Annotated in this window: 19 protein-coding genes; 6 read left to right on the top strand and 13 right to left on the bottom strand. The window is 60.5% G+C overall.

Features of this window, described 5'->3' with window-relative positions; all coding sequences use genetic code 11:
• Positions 1–315 carry a hypothetical protein gene (locus KW840_RS28415; protein ID WP_224795438.1) on the bottom strand — a complete coding sequence of 105 codons (315 nt, stop codon included), beginning with the start codon at positions 313–315 and terminating at the stop codon, positions 1–3.
• Positions 316–523: 208 nt separating this feature from the next.
• Here KW840_RS28415 and yegS point away from each other — a divergent pair, with 208 nt between their 5' ends.
• Positions 524–1,441 (top strand): lipid kinase YegS, encoded by a 918-nt coding sequence (yegS, locus tag KW840_RS03730; protein WP_218494472.1) that lies wholly within the window; start codon positions 524–526, stop codon positions 1,439–1,441.
• On the opposite strand, the gene KW840_RS03735 is transcribed toward yegS, so the two are convergent.
• From KW840_RS03735 to KW840_RS03745, 3 genes are all read right to left on the bottom strand, one after another.
• A complete protein-coding gene (locus KW840_RS03735; RefSeq protein ID WP_150812306.1) occupies positions 1,425–2,084 on the bottom strand; it encodes a response regulator transcription factor in 660 nt (219 codons plus the stop codon). The two genes, yegS and KW840_RS03735, sit on opposite strands and share 17 nt — an antisense overlap.
• Entirely contained in the window at positions 2,081–2,974 is an 894-nt protein-coding gene (locus tag KW840_RS03740) for a sensor histidine kinase (protein WP_057713846.1), read from the bottom strand. Before KW840_RS03740 ends, KW840_RS03735 begins: the two co-directional genes overlap by 4 nt.
• A 399-nt stretch (positions 2,975–3,373) precedes the next feature.
• Positions 3,374–3,844 carry a hypothetical protein gene (locus KW840_RS03745; protein ID WP_057713847.1) on the bottom strand — a complete coding sequence of 157 codons (471 nt, stop codon included), beginning with the start codon at positions 3,842–3,844 and terminating at the stop codon, positions 3,374–3,376.
• A 463-nt stretch (positions 3,845–4,307) separates the two neighbouring features.
• Here KW840_RS03745 and KW840_RS03750 point away from each other — a divergent pair, with 463 nt between their 5' ends.
• Both KW840_RS03750 and KW840_RS03755 read left to right on the top strand, forming a co-directional pair.
• Entirely contained in the window at positions 4,308–5,243 is a 936-nt protein-coding gene (locus tag KW840_RS03750; RefSeq protein ID WP_007973464.1) for a chemotaxis protein CheV, read from the top strand.
• Positions 5,244–5,435: 192 nt separating this feature from the next.
• Positions 5,436–6,242, top strand: a complete 807-nt coding sequence (locus KW840_RS03755) for an MOSC domain-containing protein (protein ID WP_218494473.1) — start codon at positions 5,436–5,438, stop codon at positions 6,240–6,242.
• Positions 6,243–6,313: 71 nt separating this feature from the next.
• Here the strand turns inward: KW840_RS03755 and KW840_RS03760 are convergent, their stop codons facing one another.
• The 8 genes from KW840_RS03760 to KW840_RS03795 all read right to left on the bottom strand — a co-directional run bounded on the left by KW840_RS03760 (position 6,314) and on the right by KW840_RS03795 (position 15,643).
• Positions 6,314–6,598: a pyrimidine/purine nucleoside phosphorylase gene (locus KW840_RS03760; RefSeq protein WP_007940055.1), complete on the bottom strand. Its 285-nt coding sequence runs from the start codon at positions 6,596–6,598 to the stop codon at positions 6,314–6,316.
• Between the two features lie 69 nt (positions 6,599–6,667).
• Positions 6,668–7,210: an exonuclease domain-containing protein gene (locus tag KW840_RS03765; protein ID WP_057713849.1), complete on the bottom strand. Its 543-nt coding sequence runs from the start codon at positions 7,208–7,210 to the stop codon at positions 6,668–6,670.
• A gap of 70 nt (positions 7,211–7,280) precedes the next feature.
• The gene (locus KW840_RS03770; protein ID WP_218494474.1) at positions 7,281–9,242 is read right to left on the bottom strand and encodes an acetyl/propionyl/methylcrotonyl-CoA carboxylase subunit alpha; all 1,962 of its coding nucleotides are present in this window, start codon (positions 9,240–9,242) and stop codon (positions 7,281–7,283) included.
• A gap of 119 nt (positions 9,243–9,361) precedes the next feature.
• Complete coding sequence (locus tag KW840_RS03775; RefSeq protein ID WP_218494475.1) at positions 9,362–10,159, bottom strand: enoyl-CoA hydratase/isomerase family protein; 798 nt, start codon at positions 10,157–10,159, stop codon at positions 9,362–9,364.
• Complete coding sequence (atuD, locus tag KW840_RS03780; RefSeq protein WP_057713852.1) at positions 10,156–11,313, bottom strand: citronellyl-CoA dehydrogenase; 1,158 nt, start codon at positions 11,311–11,313, stop codon at positions 10,156–10,158. The genes KW840_RS03775 and atuD overlap by 4 nt, the downstream gene beginning before the upstream one ends.
• A 25-nt stretch (positions 11,314–11,338) precedes the next feature.
• Positions 11,339–12,955: a geranyl-CoA carboxylase subunit beta gene (gene atuC, locus KW840_RS03785; RefSeq protein WP_057713853.1), complete on the bottom strand. Its 1,617-nt coding sequence runs from the start codon at positions 12,953–12,955 to the stop codon at positions 11,339–11,341.
• A 3-nt stretch (positions 12,956–12,958) separates the two neighbouring features.
• On the bottom strand, positions 12,959–13,828 hold the full coding sequence (locus KW840_RS03790; protein WP_218494476.1) for an SDR family oxidoreductase: 870 nt from the start codon (positions 13,826–13,828) through the stop codon (positions 12,959–12,961).
• Between the two features lie 12 nt (positions 13,829–13,840).
• Positions 13,841–15,643 carry an acyclic terpene utilization AtuA family protein gene (locus tag KW840_RS03795; RefSeq protein WP_218494477.1) on the bottom strand — a complete coding sequence of 601 codons (1,803 nt, stop codon included), beginning with the start codon at positions 15,641–15,643 and terminating at the stop codon, positions 13,841–13,843.
• Between the two features lie 178 nt (positions 15,644–15,821).
• Here KW840_RS03795 and KW840_RS03800 point away from each other — a divergent pair, with 178 nt between their 5' ends.
• From KW840_RS03800 to KW840_RS03810, 3 genes are all read left to right on the top strand, one after another.
• Positions 15,822–16,448: a TetR/AcrR family transcriptional regulator gene (locus tag KW840_RS03800; protein ID WP_218494478.1), complete on the top strand. Its 627-nt coding sequence runs from the start codon at positions 15,822–15,824 to the stop codon at positions 16,446–16,448.
• Between the two features lie 94 nt (positions 16,449–16,542).
• Positions 16,543–17,361 (top strand): ABC transporter substrate-binding protein, encoded by an 819-nt coding sequence (locus KW840_RS03805; RefSeq protein ID WP_218494479.1) that lies wholly within the window; start codon positions 16,543–16,545, stop codon positions 17,359–17,361.
• Between the two features lie 75 nt (positions 17,362–17,436).
• Entirely contained in the window at positions 17,437–18,450 is a 1,014-nt protein-coding gene (locus tag KW840_RS03810) for a GNAT family N-acetyltransferase (RefSeq protein WP_218494480.1), read from the top strand.
• 131 nt (positions 18,451–18,581) lie between these two features.
• Here KW840_RS03810 and KW840_RS03815 read toward each other — a convergent pair whose 3' ends face one another.
• Positions 18,582–19,130 (bottom strand): RNA polymerase factor sigma-70, encoded by a 549-nt coding sequence (locus KW840_RS03815; RefSeq protein ID WP_057713859.1) that lies wholly within the window; start codon positions 19,128–19,130, stop codon positions 18,582–18,584.
• Positions 19,131–19,325: the final 195 nt, after the last annotated feature.

Consider the following 19,325-nt stretch of genomic DNA (forward strand, 5'->3'; position numbering starts at 1 on the left):
TCAATGGGCCAGAAGCAATGAAATGACCTGCTCGAAACGGCTATTGGCGATCCAGCCAAGGAGACAGAGGATCACGGCTGTTCCGCAGGCGGAATAGACAAGCCGGTGCCTGATGGATTTGACGTCATCCCGGGCTTCTTCAATGTCCCGGCGTATGCACTTGAGGTGTGTTTCCAGCTCGGTGACGCGAGGTTCCATATCAATTTCTCCCGTGGCTTTTGTGCTGTTGCGGCATTCAGCTCGATGGCCTGTATTTTTGTTATCTGCGAGCGGCAAGACCAGGATGGCCGGTGATGCGAGGTTTTGGTGTTGCATGGCACGTCCTTGTGATGTCCAGCTGGATCCTCAAAGTCTACCAATTCAGATTTTCGGTCAATTGAGCCGATTCCTAACGTTTTGTAAGAAAAGTCCTGCCGTGTGGGGGCCAAGGCTTTCCGACTGGAAATAATTCGATTTCTGGCGACTTTTACCGGAGCCTTCGCGGTCAACATCTCCCAGATGCCATTCAAACCGGGAGTGAGTAATGAGCGATCGCAAGGCGCTATTGATTCTGCATGGCAAGCAAGCGCTCAACGAGGCGGTTCGCACCGCCGTCGAAAGCCAGCGTGAGCGAGGTCGGGAGCTGGCTGTTCGATTGACCTGGGAAGCCGGCGATGCGCAAAGGCTGGTGGGCGAAGCGTTGGCGGCCGGGTATCGATACATCATTGCCGGCGGTGGCGATGGCACCTTGCGCGATATTGCCGAGGCTATGGCGGAGCATTCGATAAAAGCCAGCCTGGTATTGATGCCGCTAGGTACCGCCAATGATTTTGCGCGTGCGGCGGGTGTGTCCCTGGAACCCGATCAGGCGCTGGAGCTGCTCGATAGCGTGCCGACTGCCATTGATCTGGGGGAGGTTGATGGGCAGATATTCCTGAACATGGCCACCGGTGGGTTCGGCAGTCATGTCACAGCGAACACCCCGGAGGATCTGAAGAAAATCCTCGGCGGTGCGGCGTATCTGTTCACCGGCTTGTCACGCTTCAATGAGCTGCATACCGCGTACGGTGAATTGCAGGGGCCGGACTTTCACTGGCGAGGCGATCTGCTGGCACTGGGCATCGGCAATGGTCGGCAGGCCGGAGGCGGGCGGGAATTGTGCCCGCAGGCACTGGTTGATGACGGTTTGCTGGATATCAGCATCCTGCCGGCACCGCAGGAGGTGGTCAGTACTTTGAAAAACCTGCTGACCGAAGGCTTTGGCATCGACAGCATGTTTGTTCGGGCGCGCCTGCCCTGGGTCGAGATCAAGGTTTCGGAAGGGTTGTACATCAACCTTGACGGTGAACCGCTGGAAGGGGACAGCCTGCGTTTCTCGGTTCGCCCGGCGGCTTTACTCGTGCATCTACCTGAGAATTCGCCGTTGTTACGCGACAGTGAAGTGCCTAGTCATCGAGGCTGATGATTTGTTCACGCACGGCAAACAACACCAGGCCGGCCACATCGTAGATCTGCAAGCGCTTCATGATCTGCGAGCGGTGGGTTTCGACGGTCTTGACGCTCAACCCCAGGCCGTTGGCGATCTCTCGGGTGGATTTTCCGCGAACGATCAACCGCAGGATTTCCAGTTGGCGTGCCGTCAGGTTGTGCGAGTCGGCAGGTTCGGGTGGGTGCTTCTGGTTTCGGGTCAGTGCCTGAGTGATCACCGTGTGGGCAATGGCCGGGCTCAGATAGCGCTCGTTGTTGCGCAAGGCTTCCAGCGCGTGCTCGAGTTCGGTCGCCGTGGTGTCCTTGAGCAGGTAGCCATGGGCTCCGGACTCCAGCGCCTGCATGATCAGGGCAGGGTCGGTGTGCATCGAGAGGATCAGGACCTTGCTCTGCGGGCGCACCCGCTTGAGTTGCTGCAAGGCTTCGAGGCCGCCGGTCTGGCGCATCGAAATATCCAGCAGGATAATATCCGGGGACAGACGCCCAACCATTTCGAGCAGCTGCGAGCCGTCACTGGCCTCACCGATGACGGCATAGCCGGGCAGATCCATTACCAGGGCGCGCACGCCAGCCCTGATCAGCGAGTGGTCATCCACCAGTAGTAAGTTACAAGTCAATGCATAACCTTATTCGAACTGGCCCGTTCGAGCGCACGGGGCGCCCAGGGAAAAAGAGCTTCGATTTGAGTGCCTTTGCCCGGCTCGCTGGTAACGGTCAGTGTGCCGCCCAGTTGATCGATCCGTTCCGACATCCCGGCCATACCGCGCTGCCCTTCACGACCAGGGTCTGTTGCGGGCGCGAAACCCTGACCATCATCGCTGATCTGCAACTTCAGGCCTTGAGGCAGGCGCTGCAGGCATACCAGCAGGTTCTTGGCCTGGGCATGTCGCAGGATGTTGGTGACCGCTTCCTGGGTAATACGGAAAGCTGCCACGGCCATTTCCTCCGGTATGCCGGTCAGGCGCTGCTGGCATTCCAGGCTCCAGTGCACCGGGGTGTTGGCCAGGGTCTTGAGCAGGTGTGCCCGCAGACTGGCTTCCAGCCCAAGGCTGGTCAACTGCCGGGGATTGAGAATGGCGGATACGTCACGAACTTTGGCCAGGGTTTCTTCCAGCGTGTCGCAGAGGACCGCGCATTGTCCCTGGAGCTCTTCGGGCATCCGGCGTTTGAGCCAGTCGCTTTGCAGTTTGGCAGCGGTCAGCAATTGACCGATGTCGTCATGCAGTTCGCGGCTCAGCCGGTGACGCTCGTTTTCCTGGACCTGCAACAGCCGGTCCGCCAGTTCCTGAGGCTGGAATTTGATCGATTTGCGCGAGAGGCAGTACTGCACGGCAACACTGGTCAGCGCGGCAACGTTGAGCACCAGCAATGACAGGGGCAACGGAATGGACAAGCCATGGACCAGCAAACTGCCGAGGGTCGAGCAGGCACATAGCAACAGCGTGAATAGGCGTGCATTTGCTCGGGAGGGTGGCCACGTGGCGATTGACTTGAGGCTGGCGTGCATAGCGGATGGAGCCAATGGATGTTCGCTGCGGGCTGACCGGTCATGCTGGCTGACAGGCCCCTGTTTTTTTAATGTGGAGCGCCGAGGAGTTCAGCTGCGAACTGCAGCGAGCTGTATTCGGCTGCGATCACACTGCCATTAATTGGCGTCAACTAACAGGCGGCATAGTAGCACTTAAGATACCGTTGGTCGCGTCCGTATGTATGTCCGAAAAGTCAGGAATCCAGTCGTTTTGACGATGCTTCCATAATGGAACAAGTGGGTTGTTACCGTCGAAAAATGCCGGTTGTTTAAATGCGTCGCTTATAGCTACGAAATATTCATTTGCGACATGTGCGCACTCAAGTTACAGCGCGGTATTGATAACCAAAACACGCCATGCGGCATGGTTTGGCAAGTTCAGGCCTGTCGCTCTGAATAGGATACGAGGGTGAAGGGCCTGGAGTTGACAGGTGGTTGAAACCGGCTTTGCCCGACCTGAAAGGCAAAGGCTTCGATCAGGGTGACCTGCTCGCTGTCGTCGAGACTGAGCTGTCCGGTGGTCTGGTCGATGAGCTCGAGTTGCCAGGCAACCAGGGTCAGGCAGTCTTTCAGGGCACTCAGCGCCTCGTCGTGCAGACACATGGTGTTCTGTGCGTGGTTGAGCAGGCCATGAATATGCAGAGAAAATTCAGACACGGCCGCCAACGCCAGGGCATCAGCCTTGTTGGCCAGCTTGAGCAGTGTGCTGAGCAAACAGTCGATGGCGTCCTTGTCATTGCTGATCAACTGCAGATGACTCAGGCATTCCTCGGTTTTAGCCAGGAGTGTTTCAGCCTCGACAAGAAACCCCGTGAGACGCTGGGCCCACTCTTTACGGTCGTTCGGCATACTTATCTCCACAACGTCATGTCAAATGAGGGGATATCGTGTGTGTCGACGAGGGCGGTCGGAACTCCGGCATTACCGAGTCGTCGGATGAACGAGTAGCGGCTGGCCCGGAAGCAGGCTGGGGAACACGAGAGGGTGGTTGGCCACTGACTTGCGATCGCACACAAAAGCCTGACTCCGTTCATGCAATGAGAATGGCGTCACATTAATGGCTATCGGATATTGCGAATATCAGGTTGCGCCTGATTATTGATAGGGGAATCCCTTACGCAGTGGAACTTTTCGCTCGAACAATGGTCGCGGGGCGCAGAAGTGCAGCAGATGTAATCACCGCGCCAGTAAAGCATGATGTTAATGTGACATCAATGGCTGGGCGTGGCATTTTAGAGAGAGTCAAGCTTCGGCAAAAACAGCCGATAACCTTCCTTGAGTGAATTCATCCGAACAAGACCTGGAGTCATTGATGGCCGGCATTCTCGACACGGTAGACCAACGCACGCAACTGGTGGGTGAGAATCGCCTGGAAATTCTCATGTTCCGGCTCGCCGGACGGCAATTGTTCGCGATCAACGTCTTTAAAGTACAGGAAGTCCTGCAGCTGCCAAAGTTGACGCTGATGCCGCAGCGGCATCCTTTTGTGTGCGGCGTGGTCAACCTGCGTGGCCAGACCCTGCCGGTGATCGACCTTTCCCAGGCCATTGGCATGCGCCCGCTGGTGCCGGGGCCTGGCAGCACGATTATCGTCACCGAATACAACCGTTCGGTTCAGGCCTTCCTGGTCGGTGGCGTGGACCGGATCGTCAACATGAACTGGGAAGCCATCCTGCCGCCCCCGAGCAGCGCCGGCCGCCAGCACTACCTGACGGCCATCAGCAAGGTCGATGATCAACTGGTGGAAATCATCGACGTCGAAAAGGTTCTGGCCGAAATCGTCCCGTACAACGCCAAAGTCTCCCGCGACAAGCTCGAAGATCCGGTGCTGGAACGCGCCCGTGGCCGTGAGGTGCTGCTGGTGGATGACTCGAACGTGGCCCTGGCGCAATTGCGCGATACCCTGGGACAGCTGGGCGTGAAGATGCATATTGCCAGCGACGGGTTGAAGGCCTTGAACATGCTCAAGGCCTGGGCTGATACCGGCGTGGACATGACCGAAAAACTGCTGATGGTCTTCACCGATGCGGAAATGCCGGAAATGGATGGCTATCGCCTGACCACCGAGATCCGTAACGACCCGCGCCTGCGCGGCTTGTACGTGGTGCTGCACACCTCGCTGTCCGGCAGCTTCAACGACTCGATGGTGAAGAAGGTCGGCTGCGACAATTTCCTCTCCAAATTCCAGCCGGACAAACTCGTCGACGTGGTGCGCCAGCGTTTGATGCTCGACGAAGTACCGGCCTGATCAGGCCATGGTCAACCTGTAGGATGTAGGAGCGAGCTCGCTCGCGATGGTCTTGAACGATAACGCGTAAACCGGAGCCCAGCGGCGTCCTTGGGTTTTTCGCGAGCGAGCTCGCTCCTGCAGGGTTTTTGCACTTTGATTCGCTGACCAAGCTCGTATAGGGTGGCGTTTTTACCTACCAGGGAGCTGGCCATGTTGCGTCTGAGCGCGCTGTATCGTTATCCGTTGAAATCCGGCAAAGGCGAGGTCTTGCAGCAAGTCGGCCTCGACAAGCTGGGGCTGGACGGCGATCGACGCTGGATGCTGGTGGATGAGGCCAGCGGGCGTTTCCTGACCCAGCGTGCGGTGGCGCAGATGAGCCAGTTGTCGGCGCTGTGGAATGCCGAAGGTGGCTTGACCCTCAGCGCGCCCGGCCATTCGCCGATCGACATTGCCTTGCCCGGTAGCGATGCACAACTGCGTGGCGTGACCATCTGGCGCGACACCTTGCGTGTGCCGGATGCTGGCGACGCGGCAGGTGCCTGGGTCAGTGAGTTCATCGGTAAACCGACGCGTCTGGTGCAAGTGCCACTGGAGCGTGCGCGTACTACCGAGGCGGGTTACGGCAAGGATGACGACCAGGTGGCGTTCGCCGACGGCTATCCGCTGTTGCTGATTGGTCAGGCCTCCCTCGAGGACTTGTCGCAACGGGTCGGGCGTCCGTTGGAGATGCTGCGTTTCCGGCCGAACCTGGTGATCGAAGGCAGTGCAGCCTTCGCCGAGGACGGCTGGAAGCGTATCCGTATCGGCGAGGTCGAGTTCCGCGTGGTCAAGTCCTGTTCACGCTGCATCCTGACCACCATTGACCCGCAAACCGGGGAGCGCAGCGATGATCGCGAACCCTTGGCCACCTTGCAGAAGTATCGCTCGCAGGCAGACGGTGCAATGTTCGGCCAGAACCTGGTCAACGACGGCAACGGACGACTCGAAGTCGGCATGCCGGTGGAGATCCTCGAGTAATTTTGCGCAGAATAAAAAATGCCCGTGTCGAAAAACACGGGCATTTTTTATTGCAGTGAAGCCTGCTGGTTTTAGCCGCGGTATTCGCACAGGTAAGCGGTGTCGACGGCGACTTTCAGCTGGAACTTGCTGTTGGCCGGCACGTTGAACTGGCTGCCGGCGGCGAAGGTTTCCCAGTCGCTGCTGTCGGGCAGTTTGACGGTCAATGCGCCGCTGACCACGTGCATGATTTCACGCTGGCTGGTGCCGAATTCGTACTCGCCCGGAGCCATGACGCCGATGGTCGCTGGACCTTCTGCGGTGCCAAAGGCGATCGACTTGACGGTGCCGTCGAAGTACTCGTTGACTTTAAACATGGGCGATTCCTCGAAAAGGGCTAAAAAGGGCCGGCCAGTATGCACAAGGCCCTTGGCGTCGTCACCTGTCTAAAGCGGCAGAACCAGCGGCAGCAGGCGTGCGGTATTGCGCGCATCTTCCAGCGCCCGGTGTTGTTGGCCGTTGAACTGCAAGCCGGCCAGTTGCAACGCGCCGTTTAATCCCAACGGACGTTCCAGGCGCCTGGCCTTGGCAAAACGCTGTTTGAGGTTCATGTGCGGTACGTTGGCCAGCATGCTGGCGAGTCCCAGTTGCTGCCAATCCTGAAGCAGTTGTTTGCGATCGTAATCGCCCCAACTGGCCCAGCCCTCAAGTCGCGTGTGGTGTTGGCCGAGCCAGCGTTCGAACGCCGGCCAGACTTCGCCCAGCGGTTGCGCGGCATCGATGTTGGCTTGGGTGATGTGCGTCAGCTCGCGGCAAAACGGCGTCAGCAACGGCCGCCGAACAGGGCGGACGAAGCGCTGGAACTGGTCCAGTTCACGCCCCTTGCGGTCCACCAGAGTGGCGCCGATTTCAATGATTTCCATATCTGTTACGGGCCATCCACCCTCATCGGTGGTGGCCTCCAGATCAATGACCAGCCAATGAGGCATTGCAGGGTTCCTGGTATCCGCGTCCTGATAGCTTTGAGCGTAGCCAAACCCGGCGGTTCCGCCTAGCGCCTTATTCGACCTCCAATAGAATCTGCCGGTTTTTCACCTGATCCCCGACTTTGACTTGCAAGCGCTTGAGAACACCGTCGATTCCCGATTTCAATGGGTGCTCCATTTTCATCGCCTCCAGTACCACCAGCAGTTGGCCCTTGGTCACCTGGCTGCCTTCGTTGACCAGGACGTCGACAATCGCCCCGTCCATCGGTGCCTTGAGGGTGCCGGAGCTGACACTGGCCTGGCCGGTAACCTGCGCCTGGGTGCGATCCACGAACTGCAGACTGCCCGGTCGGGTAAACAGCCAGAGACGCCCGGCCTCCAGGCGATAAGCGTGGCGTTGGCGAACGCCTTCGATTTCCAGGGTGGCCCAGCGTCCGTCGCTGTGGATGATCTTCAGTTCGAGGCTGCGCTCGGCGACTTGAATGCGTAACGGCTCGCCCGGGATCGCCTGCAACGCTACCGGCCAGTCCTGATCCTCAAGGCCGATGCGATAGTGCAGCGGCACGCTGGCGTTGTTGCGCCAACCGCCAAGCGGGGACAGGTGAGCCTGCGCCGCAGCCTGATAGAACAGGGCGGCGGCAATGGCCAAGTGGTGCGCGCCAGGGGTTTCGGGATGCAGGCAGGTGTGATCGGTGAAGTGCTGCGCGATGAACCCGGTACTGAAATCACCGCTGGCGAACTTCGGATGTTCCAGCAGGCTGGCAAGCAGGCGTTGATTGCTTTTCAGCCCCAGCAGCACGCTGTCTTGGACCGCCCGCAACAATTTGCGACGGGCTTCTTCGCGGGTGGCACCGTGAGCGATGAGCTTGCCGAGCATCGGGTCGTAGAAAGGGCTGATGACCTGGCCTTCGATCAGGCCGTGGTCGATCCGCACGCCGTCCTGCAATGCCGGTTCCCAGGCCACGACGCGCCCGGTTTGCGGCAGGAAACTCTGGGCCGGGTCTTCGGCATACAGGCGCACTTCCATGGCGTGGCCCGTGAGTTGCACCTGTTCCTGACGCAAAGGCAGCGGTTGCCCTTCGGCGATGCTCAACTGCCAGGCCACCAGATCCAGCCCGGTGATCAGTTCGGTCACCGGGTGCTCCACTTGCAGCCGGGTGTTCATCTCCAGGAAGTAGAACTGCCCGCGCGCATCCAGCAGAAACTCCACGGTGCCCGCGCCGACGTACTTTACCGCTCGCCCGGCCTTGAGCGCCGCTTCGCCCATGGCCTGGCGCAGCTCGGCGGTCATCACCGGGCAGGGCGCTTCCTCGATGACTTTCTGATGCCGGCGTTGCACTGAACAATCACGCTCGCCGAGGTAAATCAGGTTGCCATGCCGGTCACCGAACAGCTGGACCTCGACGTGACGGGGTTCGACCAGTGCCTGTTCGAGGATCAGTTCACCGCTGCCAAAAGCGTTCAGGGCTTCGGAGCGCGCGGTGCGAATCTGTTCCAGCAAGTCGCTGGCGTCGTGCACCAGGCGCATACCGCGTCCCCCGCCGCCGGCGCTGGCCTTGATCATCAACGGATAGCCGATGCGCTCGGCTTCACGGCCCAGGGTGGCATCATCCTGCCCGGCGCCTTGATAGCCGTTGATGCACGGCACACCGGCTTCGATCATGGCGATTTTCGACAGGCGCTTGCTGCCCATCAGTTCAATGGCCTCGGGGCTGGGGCCGATGAAGGTGATCCCAGCGTCCCTGCACGCGAGGGCAAACCCGGCGTTTTCCGAGAGGAAACCGTAGCCCGGATGGATCGCATCCGCGCCCGTGCGCCGGGCTGCGTCGAGGATGGCCTGGATGTTCAGGTAAGACTGTTGCACCGGGGCCGGACCGATGTTGACCGCCTCGTCGGCTATCCGCACGTGCAGTGCATCGGCGTCAGCGTCGCTGAACACGGCGACCGTGCGATAGCCCAGCGCCTGGGCCGTGCGCTGGATGCGGCAGGCGATTTCACCGCGGTTGGCGATGAGGATTTTTTTGAGTCCGGGCATGGGTAGGCTCTCTGATTTTTAGCGGTGTCTGGTCGGGCCTCATCGCGAGCAAGCTCGCTCCCACAGGGTTTATAAACGACATAAATCCAAGGTGGGAGCGAGCTTGCTCGCGATGCTTTTCAGGAGGCCCACCCCGGTTTGCGTTTTTGCACGAAGGCCATCGTTCCCTCGATGCCTTCGGCTCCGGTCACCGCTTCGCTGAACCATTCGGCAGCCTGATCCAGTAGGGCATCGGAGGGCTGACCCGCACTTGCGAGCAAGAGTTTCTTGGTCGCCGCATTCGCCCCCGGCGCGCAACACAACACATGGGCCAACACCTCATCGAGACGCTCGGCCAGGGCCTGCGGATCATGTTCGACAAAATGCACCAGGCCCATGCGCCGTGCCTGGTGGCCATCAAAACGCGCCGCCGTCAGGGCCAGGCGCCGGGTCTGGGTCAAGCCGATGCGTTGCACCACGAACGGTACGATCTGGGCCGGCAACAGGCCGAGGCTGGTTTCCGGCAGGCCGAATTGCGCCTGGTGATCGGCCAGGGCGATATCGCTGACGCAGGCCAGGCCGAGACCGCCGCCGAGCACCGCGCCCTGCAGCACGGTAATCACCACTTGCGGAGCGTGTTGCACTTCTTGCAATAGCGCGCCGAACACCCGGTTCAGATCCCGGTGCGCAGTTGGGCCTTGAGCGCGGGCGTTGGCCATGTCCTTGATGTCACCGCCGGCACAGAAGTGCCCGCCGACGCCGCCGATCACCAGTGCGCGAACCCCTGGTTTATCGCGTACCGCGGCCAGCACCGAGCGCAACTCGGCGACCATTTGCAAGCTCATCGCATTGCGGCTTTCGGGGCGGTTGAGGGTGATGTGCAACACGCCGTTGTGCAGCTCCAGCAGCAAAGTCTGGCAAACCGGCAGGCTGTTCATTTCTTTTTCCCCGGCAGAATGCCCATGAGTTTGCAGATGATTCCCAGCATGATTTCGTCGGCGCCGCCGCCGATCGACACCAGCCGTACATCGCGGTAAGCCCGGGCTACCGGGTTGTCCCACATGAAGCCCATGCCGCCCCAGTATTGCAGGCAACTGTCACTGACTTCGCGGCCCAGCCGCCCGGCCTTGAGCTTGGCCATGGAGGCCAGGCGCGTGACGTCCTGGCCTTTGATGTATTGCTCGGTGGCCTGATAGACCAGCGCCCGCAGGCATTCGATTTCGGTTTGCAGTTCCGCCAGGCGGAAGTGGATCACCTGATTGTCGATCAGCGCGTTGCCGAAGGTTTTGCGCTCCTTGCAGTATTCGATGGTGCTGTCGACGCAGTACTCCAGGCCCTTGATCATGTTGGCCGCGCCGAACAGGCGTTCCTCCTGGAACTGCAGCATCTGCATCATGAACCCCGCGCCTTCATGACCAATGCGGTTGCGCTGCGGTACACGCACGTTGTCGAAAAACACCTGGGCGGTTTCCGAGCTGCGCATGCCGAGCTTGTCCAGGTGCGAGCTCAAGCTGATGCCCGGTGTGTTCATCGGCACCATGATCAGCGACTTGTTGATGTGCGGTTTGTCGTCCGAGGTGTTGGCCAGCAGGCAGATAAAGTCGGCGCTCGGCGAGTTGGTGATCCACATCTTGCTGCCGTTGATCACGTAGTCGTCGCCGTCCTTGCGCGCCGTGGTTTTAAGCCCGGCAACGTCAGAGCCGGCGCCGACTTCGGAGACGCCGATGCAGCCGACCTGCTCACCGCTGATGGCCGGGCGCAGGAATTCCTCGCGCAGTTCATCGGAACCGAACCGGGCCAGCGCAGGCGTGCACATGTCGGTCTGCACGCCGATGGACATCGGAATGCCACCGCAATGGATGGTGCCGAACTCTTCGGCGGCGACGATCGAATAGCTGTAGTCGAGCCCCATGCCGCCGAATTTTTCCGGCTTCGAAATACCCAGCAATCCGAGGTCGCCGGCCTTGCGGAAGATATCGTGGATGGGGAAGCGCCCGGCCTTTTCCCATTCCTCGACATGCGGGTTGATCTCGTGCTCGACGAACTGGCGAACGGTGCGGCGCAGTGCTTCGTGTTCCTGGGTGAAGATCATTTTTATTGTTCTCCTGATAGTCGGCTTAGAACCGCGCCACACCGAAACTGTTGGCTTGCAATGGCCGCACCTCGGCCTCGTGACAGATATCCAGCAAGTAACCCAGCAAGGTCCGGGTATCGCGCGGGTCGATCAAACCATCGTCCCAGAGGTTGGCGCTGCCATAGAGCGCCGTGGACTGGCTGTCGAGTTTCTGCGCGGTGACCTGTTCGAGCATGTCGAGCATTTTCGGATCGGGCACCAGGCCGTCCTTGGCCTGTTTGGCCTCGGTGACGATGCGCAGCACCTTGCCCGCTTGCGCGCCGCCCATCACGGCGGTACGGCTGTTGGGCCAGGCGAAGATGAAACGCGGGTCAAGACCGCGACCGCACATCGCATAGTTGCCCGCGCCGTAGGAGCCGCCAACCACGATGGTCAGCTTCGGCACCCGGGCGTTGGCCACCGCCTGAATCATCTTCGCGCCGTGCTTGATCACGCCTTGCTGTTCCGATTCGGTGCCGACCATGAACCCGGTGGTGTTGTGGAAAAACAGTAGCGGCGTCTGGCTCTGGTCGCACAGCTGGATGAACTGTGCGGCCTTGCTCGCGCCTTTTGGCGTGATCGGGCCGTTGTTGCCGATGAAGCCACAGGCGCGGCCCTGAATTTTCAGATGACCGCACAGAGTCTGCTGATCGAATTCGCCCTTGAATTCAAGAAAGTTCGAAGCGTCGGCGAGGCGGGCGATGATTTCGCGCGCGTCGTAGGGTTTTTTCGGATCATCCGGGATCAGGCCCAGCAGTTCGTCGATGGGGTAGAGCGGCTCCTCCCAGCGACGTTCGGGGAGTGGAGGCAACTGTTCGTTCCACGGCAACAGGCTGATAATCTCGCGTACCTGTCGCACGCCATCGGCGTCGTTTTCAGCCAGGTATTCGGCGGTGCCGGCGGTTTGTGCGTGCATCTCGGCACCGCCCAATTCTTCATCGGTGGCGACTTCGCCGGTGGCGGCTTTGAGCAGTGGCGGGCCGGCGAGAAACAGCTTGGCCTTGCCACGCACCACCACCACGTAATCCGACAGCCCCGGCTGATAGGCACCACCCGCCGTGGCGGAGCCGTGCACCACGGTGACCTGCGGCAACCCCATGGCCGACATCCGCGCCTGATTGGCAAAGCTGCGCGCGCCTTCGACGAAAATTTCCGCCGCGTAATTGAGGTTGGCGCCGCCGCTTTCGGCGAGGGTGATCACTGGCAGTTTGTTTTCCATGGCGATCTGTTGCAGGCGCAGGGATTTCTTCAAGCCGCTGGGGGAGATGGTCCCGCCCCTGATCGCGCTGTTGTTCGCCACCACCAGTACGCGCACGCCGGACACGTAGCCGATACCGGCGATCAAGCCGCCACCGGCGGAGCTGCCATCCTTGTCGTCGTGCAGCTTGTAGCCGGCCAGGCTGGCCAGTTCGAGAAACGGTGCGCCGGGGTCCAGCAGCAGGTTGAGGCGCTCGCGAGGCAACAATTGGCCGCGTTTTTCGAACTTTGGCCTGGCTTCGGCGGCCTTGTTCAGCAGGTTCTGTTCGAGCACGCGAACTTGTTCGATGGCGCTCAGCATCGCCGCACGGTTCTGGGCGAACGACTCGCTGTGGGGGTCGAGTTGCGACTGAATCACCGGCATGGGTTATTCCTTTTCCTTCAACACGTCTGGTATGTACGCGCGGTGGAAACCGTTGTACGACTCGCTGTTGGTCGCCTTGTGGATCGGCCAGGCGCGGCCGCCGAGGCTGGCGGCGCCGTCGATGCGCAAGGTGCTGCCGCTGACAAACGCCGCTGCCGGGCTGAGCAGGAAAACTATCGCCGCGCTGACTTCCGATTCGGTGCCGATGCGCTTGAGCGGCACGTGTTCGCGCAGGGTCGGGATCACGGCCTTGAAGGCGCCTTCGTAGGTGTCCATGCCGCTGGAGGCAATCCAGCCCGGCGCCACGGCATTGACCCGCACCCCGGCATGACCCCATTCGTACGCGGCGGTCTTGGTCAGGTTGTCCATGCCCGAACGTGCCGCGCCGGAGTGGCCCATGCCGGGCATGCCGCCCCACATGTCGGCGAGCATGTTGACGATGGCCCCGCCGTGCTTGCTCATGGACTGGTTGAACACTTCCCGGGCCATCAGGAAGCCGCCCACCAGATTGGTACGCATCACGGTTTCGAAACCCTTCTGATTAATCGAGGCCAGGGGCGAGGGGTATTGCCCGCCAGCATTGTTGACCAGGCCGTGGATCGGACCGTGCTTGCGGATAAGCTCGCTGACCAGATGCGTCACCGCTTCTTCCTCGCGGATATCACAGGTGCTCCAGTCGGCCTTGCCGCCGTCGTCGGCGATCTCCGCCGCAACGGTTTTCAGCTTGTCGGCATTGCGCCCGACCAGCAGCACATGGGCGCCGAGGGCCGCCAGTTCGTGGGCAGTACAGCGGCCGATGCCACTGCCGCCACCGGTGACGATGATGTTTTGGCCAGCAAACAAATCGGCTTTGAAAATCGAATCGTAGGCCATGGCGGCAATCCTCTAGTTGAACTGGTCGGCGATGCGCTGCGGCACCGGGATCTGGATTTCCAGCAGCTGCTGGGCGAAGGCCTTGCCTTGCGGATCGATTCGCAGGCTGGCGACACCGCCGCCGCCGAGGGCGTTTTCCAGCAGGAAATTCAGGCTGTGGCTGGCGGGCAAGTACCAGCGCTCAACCCGTCCGTGGATTGGATCGAGGACGTGGCCCATCCAGTCGACGATCACTTCCGGGGTCAGGGCTTCGGCGATCCATGGCAGGAACTCCGGCTCGCGGGCCATGACGCCGATGTTGCTGTGGTTGCCCTTGTCGCCCGAGCGGGCGACCGCCAGTTTGACCAGGGCCACGCTGGCGTCGGCCAGGCCAAGCGGTTTCGGCGGGGCGAGCGGGGCTGGCAGGTCCAGCGGGTCGAGCACATCGAGGGCGGGCAGGGCACACGGGTGGCGCTGGCCCATGAAATCAATGTCCAGCGTGCAGGCGGTTTTGTCGATCAGGAACGAGAACAGCCGGATCAGCGGATACACCGTCGGCCGGCCACCGACAATGCCGGTCAGCCCCGGCGCCATGCCGGTGGCGGCCTGGGCGATTTCCCGGGAGAACACGATCAAAGCCTGCTTGTCCGGATGGCGCACCGCGAGTTTGATCACCACTTCGCGGCTGTCCTGACGCTGGCCATGGGGGCCGTAGGTGGCCTCGCTGCCCAGCAACTCGATACTCACGTCGCTGTACGGTGCCCAGCCGCGCTGGCGGAACATTTCCGAGGTCTTGTTGATGATCGCATCGCCGACACGCCGCGCCTTGGCGACGGCATCGATGCCGGCGATCAGGCAACTGGCGGTGCAGCGAAAACCATCGGGGTATGTGGCGCTGACTTTGTATTGAGCCGTCGGCGGCAAGCCTTTGGCGCCGTGCACCTGCACCGCGTTCTTGCCTTGTTGCAGCAGTTTGACCTGAGTGAAATCGCACACCACGTCGGGCAGCAGATACGCGCGCGGGTCACCGATTTCGTACAGCATCTGTTCGCCCACCGTCAGCGGCGTGACCAGCCCGCCCGTACCTTCGGGTTTGCTGACGATGAACTGGCTGTCGGCGCTGACTTCGACGATGGGAAAACCGATGTGTTCGTAGTCGGGCACGTCGCGCCAGTCGGTGAAGTTGCCGCCCGTGCACTGGGCGCCGCATTCGATGATGTGCCCGGCCAATGCCGCCTGGGCGAGCTTGTCATAGTCGTGCCACGACCAACCGAACTCATGCACCAGCGCGGCGCTGACCACCGCACTGTCGACCACCCGCCCGGTGATCACGATGTCCGCCCCCAGGCGCAGGGCTTCGACAATGCCGGGTGCGCCGAGGTAGGCGTTGGTCGAGACGCACATCGATGGCAGGGGCGCGCCGCTGAACATTTCATGAATGCCCAGGTTGCCCGGCTTTTTGAATTGCGGCTGCAGGTCATCACCCAGCAGTACGGCGATCTTCAGCGCTACCCCAGCCTTGTCGCAGGCCGCTTGCAGGGCGGCGGCGCAGGCTTGGGGGTTGACCCCGCCGGCATTACTGATGACCCGGATGTTTTGCTGCGCGAGTTGCCCCAGCAAGGGCGCGAGCACTTCGATGAAGTCGCCCGCATAGCCGGCCTGGGGATCTTTCATCCGCGCGCCGGCCATGATCGACAGGGTGATTTCGGCCAGGTAATCGAAGACCAGATAGTCCAGATGCCCGTGTTCCACCAGTTGCGCGGCAGCGGTCGAGGTATCGCCCCAGAAGGCGCTGGCACAACCGATGCGAATTGTTTCAGGCGCAGTCCATTCCATAGCCACCTCCAACCGAAGTGTGTCGACATTACCAAGCAAGCGCTTGGTTTGTAAATGACTTGATTATCTTCTGCCCAAGCGCTTGCTTGGTTGCATCCATGCGCTTAAATTGCCCGCGCAACCCCGTTGTTTTCGGGGGGATCGGCGTTATTGATTGAACGACTGTAGGAGAGAACGGGTGGACGAGCAAAAAGCCCTGAGGGTGATGCGCCAATTGGTGGACGACGGCCAATTGACCGACCCGGACAGCGCCCGTGGCAAATTGCTGCAAGTGGCGGCCCACCTGTTCCGCAATAAAGGCTATGAGCGCACGACCGTGCGCGACCTGGCCGGCGCCGTGGGCATTCAGTCCGGGAGCATTTTCCATCACTTCAAGAGCAAGGACGAAATCCTGCGCGCCGTGATGGAAGAAACCATACGCTACAACACTGCGTTGATGCGTGCGGCCATCGCCGAGGCCGGCAATGTGCGTGAGCAGGTTCTGGCGCTGATCCGGTGTGAATTGCAGTCGATCATGGGCGGTAGCGGCGAGGCCATGGCCGTGCTGGTCTACGAATGGCGCTCGCTGTCCGAAGAGGGCCAGGCCAAGGTCCTGGCGCTGCGGGACATCTACGAAGACATCTGGCTGCAAGTACTGGGCGAAGCCAAGACCGCCGGGTTTATCCGCGGCGATGTGTTCATCACCCGACGCTTCCTGACTGGCGCATTGTCCTGGACCACCACCTGGTTTCGCGCCGATGGCAGCATGAGTCTCGATCAGTTGGCCGATGAGGCGTTGATTCTGGTGCTGGAAGACCGGCAATAAGCTTGTGTTGGCCAGCATTAAACTGGCTAACTGGACAAAACCGCCTAGCTTGAATGCATTGGTACCGTTTTATTAGGGGAGTGGGGACGTTTTGATGGGTTCGCCAATTCGGTCAGCCTCGCGGCTTTTGCTGACGATGCTTGCGGCGTCAACGATGATGCCGTCCCAGGCTGCGCAACTGGTGCGCATCGGTGCCGCGCACTTTCCGCCCTACACCGTGCGCCCGGAATCCGGGGCCGATACCGGGTTGCTGCCGCAACTGGTCGAGGCCCTGAACGCATCGCAAACTGACTACCAGTTTGTCCTGGTGCCCACTTCCATTCCCCGGCGCTTCGGTGATTTCAAGCAGGGCCGGGTCGACATGGCCATCTTCGAAAATCCCGCCTGGGGTTGGGAAGAGATCCCCCACACAGCCGTCGACATGGGGCTGGAGGACGCCGAAATTTTTGTCGCGCAACGCCTGCCCGATCGACAGCAAAGCTATTTCGCCGACCTGAACGGCAAGCGCCTGGCGCTGTTCAGCGGCTATCACTACGAGTTCGCCAATTTCAATGCCGACCCCCTGTACCTCGCGAAAAACTACAACGCCACGCTGACCTATTCCCATGACAGCAATCTGCTGATGGTATTGCGCGGCCGGGCCGACATCGCCCTGGTCACGCGTTCGTACCTGAGCGACTACTTCCTGCGCAATGAAAAAGTCGCCGGCGAGTTGCTGGCGTCCCAACGCATCGATCAGGTCTATCACCATTACGCCATCCTGCGTCCGACGGCTCCCATCAGCGGCGAGGCATTCGCCAAGGTGCTGCAAGGTTTGCGGGACAATGGCCAGATGCTGAGGATTTTCGATCCGTACAAGATTGCCCTGGTGCCGGTCCGGCGCAACGCAGCGGCGCCACAAGTTGCCAATTGACGGTCTTTGGCTAAATTTCCCGCCCTGGCTCACGTCACTTCGTTGAACTGTCGACGACTATCGTGAGCCCGACCCATGCCCAATCTCAATGACCTGACTGCCCTGTGTCTGCCGACAGGCAGTCGTCTTGCCGCTGATGAAACCGATTGCCGCCTGAGCCTCAGTCTGGAAGGGCAACCGTTGCCTGCCCTGCGGCTGAATCGTGGCCCCGAGTTGCACGTGCAACTGGAGGAGCGTTTCAGTCGCCCTGAAGGACAGGCATTGTGGGCGGCCTGTTACTGGCTGTTCGCTCGCAACCCCGACTGTCAGCGCCTGGTCTGGCAACTGCAGGAGGTGCCGGACGAAGCCGTGTTCAGCGGTCTGCTGATTCCGACTCCCGTCAACGGCCAGTATCACTGCGAGCGAACCTTGTTCTGGCAGTTGCCGCAGCCTTGGCTGGGGCATTCCCTGACCGGCAGCTACCCGCAGCAAATGCTCATCACCGACGGCAAGCGTCATCCACGGCGGCCGGTCAAACCCCGTGGTGAAGTGTATCAACGCTTCGATGCACGGCTGGGTGCTCGGGTTTCCCTGCGCACGCTGGACATCGAGCAAGACCTGGTGCGCTTCAATCGTTGGCAGAACAGCCCGCGTGTCGCGAGTTTCTGGCAGGAGGAGGGCAGCCTCGAACAGCATCGCCAATACCTGAGCAAACTCGAAGCCGACCCGCACACGCTGACGCTGATCGGTTGTTTCGACGATCAGCCCTTCGCTTATTTCGAGGCCTACTGGGCCAGGGAAGATCGCATCGCGCCGTTCTACGAGGCCGGCGATTACGACCGTGGCATCCACATGCTGGTGGGCGAAGAAAATCACCGCGGTCCGCACAAGGTGGCGAGTTGGTTATCGGCGCTGGTGCATTATCTGTTTCTCGATGACCCGCGCACGCAGCGCGTGGTTGCCGAGCCGCGTGCCGATAACGCGAAGATGATCGGATACATACAAGAGCAGCGCTTTCACTGCGAGAAAGAGTTCGACTTTCCGCACAAGCGCGCGGCCCTGATGGTGTTGGGGCGGGAGCGGTTTTTTGATCGGTGCGCACTGGCCTGAGGCTTGAGGCTAAATATCTTCGGCGCTCTTGAGTGCCCCATCGCGAGCAGGCTCGCTCCTACATTTTCCTGTGTGCGCTGAACCTGTGGGAGCGAGCTTGCTCGCGATGGGCGCGATGCAGATTTCAGAACTTAGTGGCGAGCAGCCATATCGCCACGCTGGCCCGACACCTTGCGGCAGTGCACCAGCGCATCACGGATCATGAAGTTCACCAGGGTCGGCGAGACGCCAAGTTCCTTGGCAATATCTTTTTGCGGTACGCCGTGCAGGCGGTACATCTCGAAGGCGTAGCGGGTGCGGCTCGGCAACTCGGTCAACGCATCGGCGATGTGCTCCAGCGTCGAGAAATTGATGTGCGACGTTTCCGGTGACGCACCCTGGATCACCACATTCAGCCCTTCCTCTTCAGGGCCGGAATACTTCTGCTCCAGCGCCTGTTTGCGGTAGTGGTCGATCGCCAGGTTGCGCACGATCTGGAACAGGTAGCTGAGCTGAGCCTTGATCGAACTGGTGATGGGCGGGGCCGATTGCAGCCGGAAGAATGCATCCTGCACAACATCTTCGGCACGTGAGCGGCAACCGGTAATTCGGGCTGCGATCTTCACCAGAATCAATCGATTGTCGACGAATGCCTGAAGTAGCGGTGTATCGCACCTGCTTGTGGATACTGGTTCCATCATGGAAATCACCTTGCTGCCAAAAGGTTAGTGGGACGGCGAATGAGCCGGGGGGGCCGTCCTACACATCGAGCGACAAATTAGGCTTAATGATAATGATTGTCAAATGAGAAAAAGAACTAATGCGTTACAAAGGTAAAGAGTGAGAACTGCGACACGCTGACTCACTTCAGTCCGCTTTGCGTTCCAGCCTGGCGA

It is taken from the genome of Pseudomonas sp. PDM30, assembly GCF_019218985.1.
Classification (GTDB): domain Bacteria; phylum Pseudomonadota; class Gammaproteobacteria; order Pseudomonadales; family Pseudomonadaceae; genus Aquipseudomonas; species Aquipseudomonas jessenii.

Coding starts and splice junctions, on each gene's coding strand:
- KW840_RS28415 (WP_224795438.1), bottom strand. CDS start 315: ATGCAACACCAAAACCTCGCATCACCGGCCATCCTGGTCTTGCCGCTC.
- yegS (WP_218494472.1), top strand. CDS start 524: ATGAGCGATCGCAAGGCGCTATTGATTCTGCATGGCAAGCAAGCGCTC.
- KW840_RS03740 (WP_057713846.1), bottom strand. CDS start 2,974: ATGCACGCCAGCCTCAAGTCAATCGCCACGTGGCCACCCTCCCGAGCA.
- KW840_RS03745 (WP_057713847.1), bottom strand. CDS start 3,844: ATGCCGAACGACCGTAAAGAGTGGGCCCAGCGTCTCACGGGGTTTCTT.
- KW840_RS03750 (WP_007973464.1), top strand. CDS start 4,308: ATGGCCGGCATTCTCGACACGGTAGACCAACGCACGCAACTGGTGGGT.
- KW840_RS03755 (WP_218494473.1), top strand. CDS start 5,436: ATGTTGCGTCTGAGCGCGCTGTATCGTTATCCGTTGAAATCCGGCAAA.
- KW840_RS03760 (WP_007940055.1), bottom strand. CDS start 6,598: ATGTTTAAAGTCAACGAGTACTTCGACGGCACCGTCAAGTCGATCGCC.
- KW840_RS03765 (WP_057713849.1), bottom strand. CDS start 7,210: ATGCCTCATTGGCTGGTCATTGATCTGGAGGCCACCACCGATGAGGGT.
- KW840_RS03770 (WP_218494474.1), bottom strand. CDS start 9,242: ATGCCCGGACTCAAAAAAATCCTCATCGCCAACCGCGGTGAAATCGCC.
- KW840_RS03775 (WP_218494475.1), bottom strand. CDS start 10,159: ATGAACAGCCTGCCGGTTTGCCAGACTTTGCTGCTGGAGCTGCACAAC.
- atuD (WP_057713852.1), bottom strand. CDS start 11,313: ATGATCTTCACCCAGGAACACGAAGCACTGCGCCGCACCGTTCGCCAG.
- atuC (WP_057713853.1), bottom strand. CDS start 12,955: ATGCCGGTGATTCAGTCGCAACTCGACCCCCACAGCGAGTCGTTCGCC.
- KW840_RS03790 (WP_218494476.1), bottom strand. CDS start 13,828: ATGGCCTACGATTCGATTTTCAAAGCCGATTTGTTTGCTGGCCAAAAC.
- KW840_RS03795 (WP_218494477.1), bottom strand. CDS start 15,643: ATGGAATGGACTGCGCCTGAAACAATTCGCATCGGTTGTGCCAGCGCC.
- KW840_RS03805 (WP_218494479.1), top strand. CDS start 16,543: ATGGGTTCGCCAATTCGGTCAGCCTCGCGGCTTTTGCTGACGATGCTT.
- KW840_RS03810 (WP_218494480.1), top strand. CDS start 17,437: ATGCCCAATCTCAATGACCTGACTGCCCTGTGTCTGCCGACAGGCAGT.
- KW840_RS03815 (WP_057713859.1), bottom strand. CDS start 19,130: ATGATGGAACCAGTATCCACAAGCAGGTGCGATACACCGCTACTTCAG.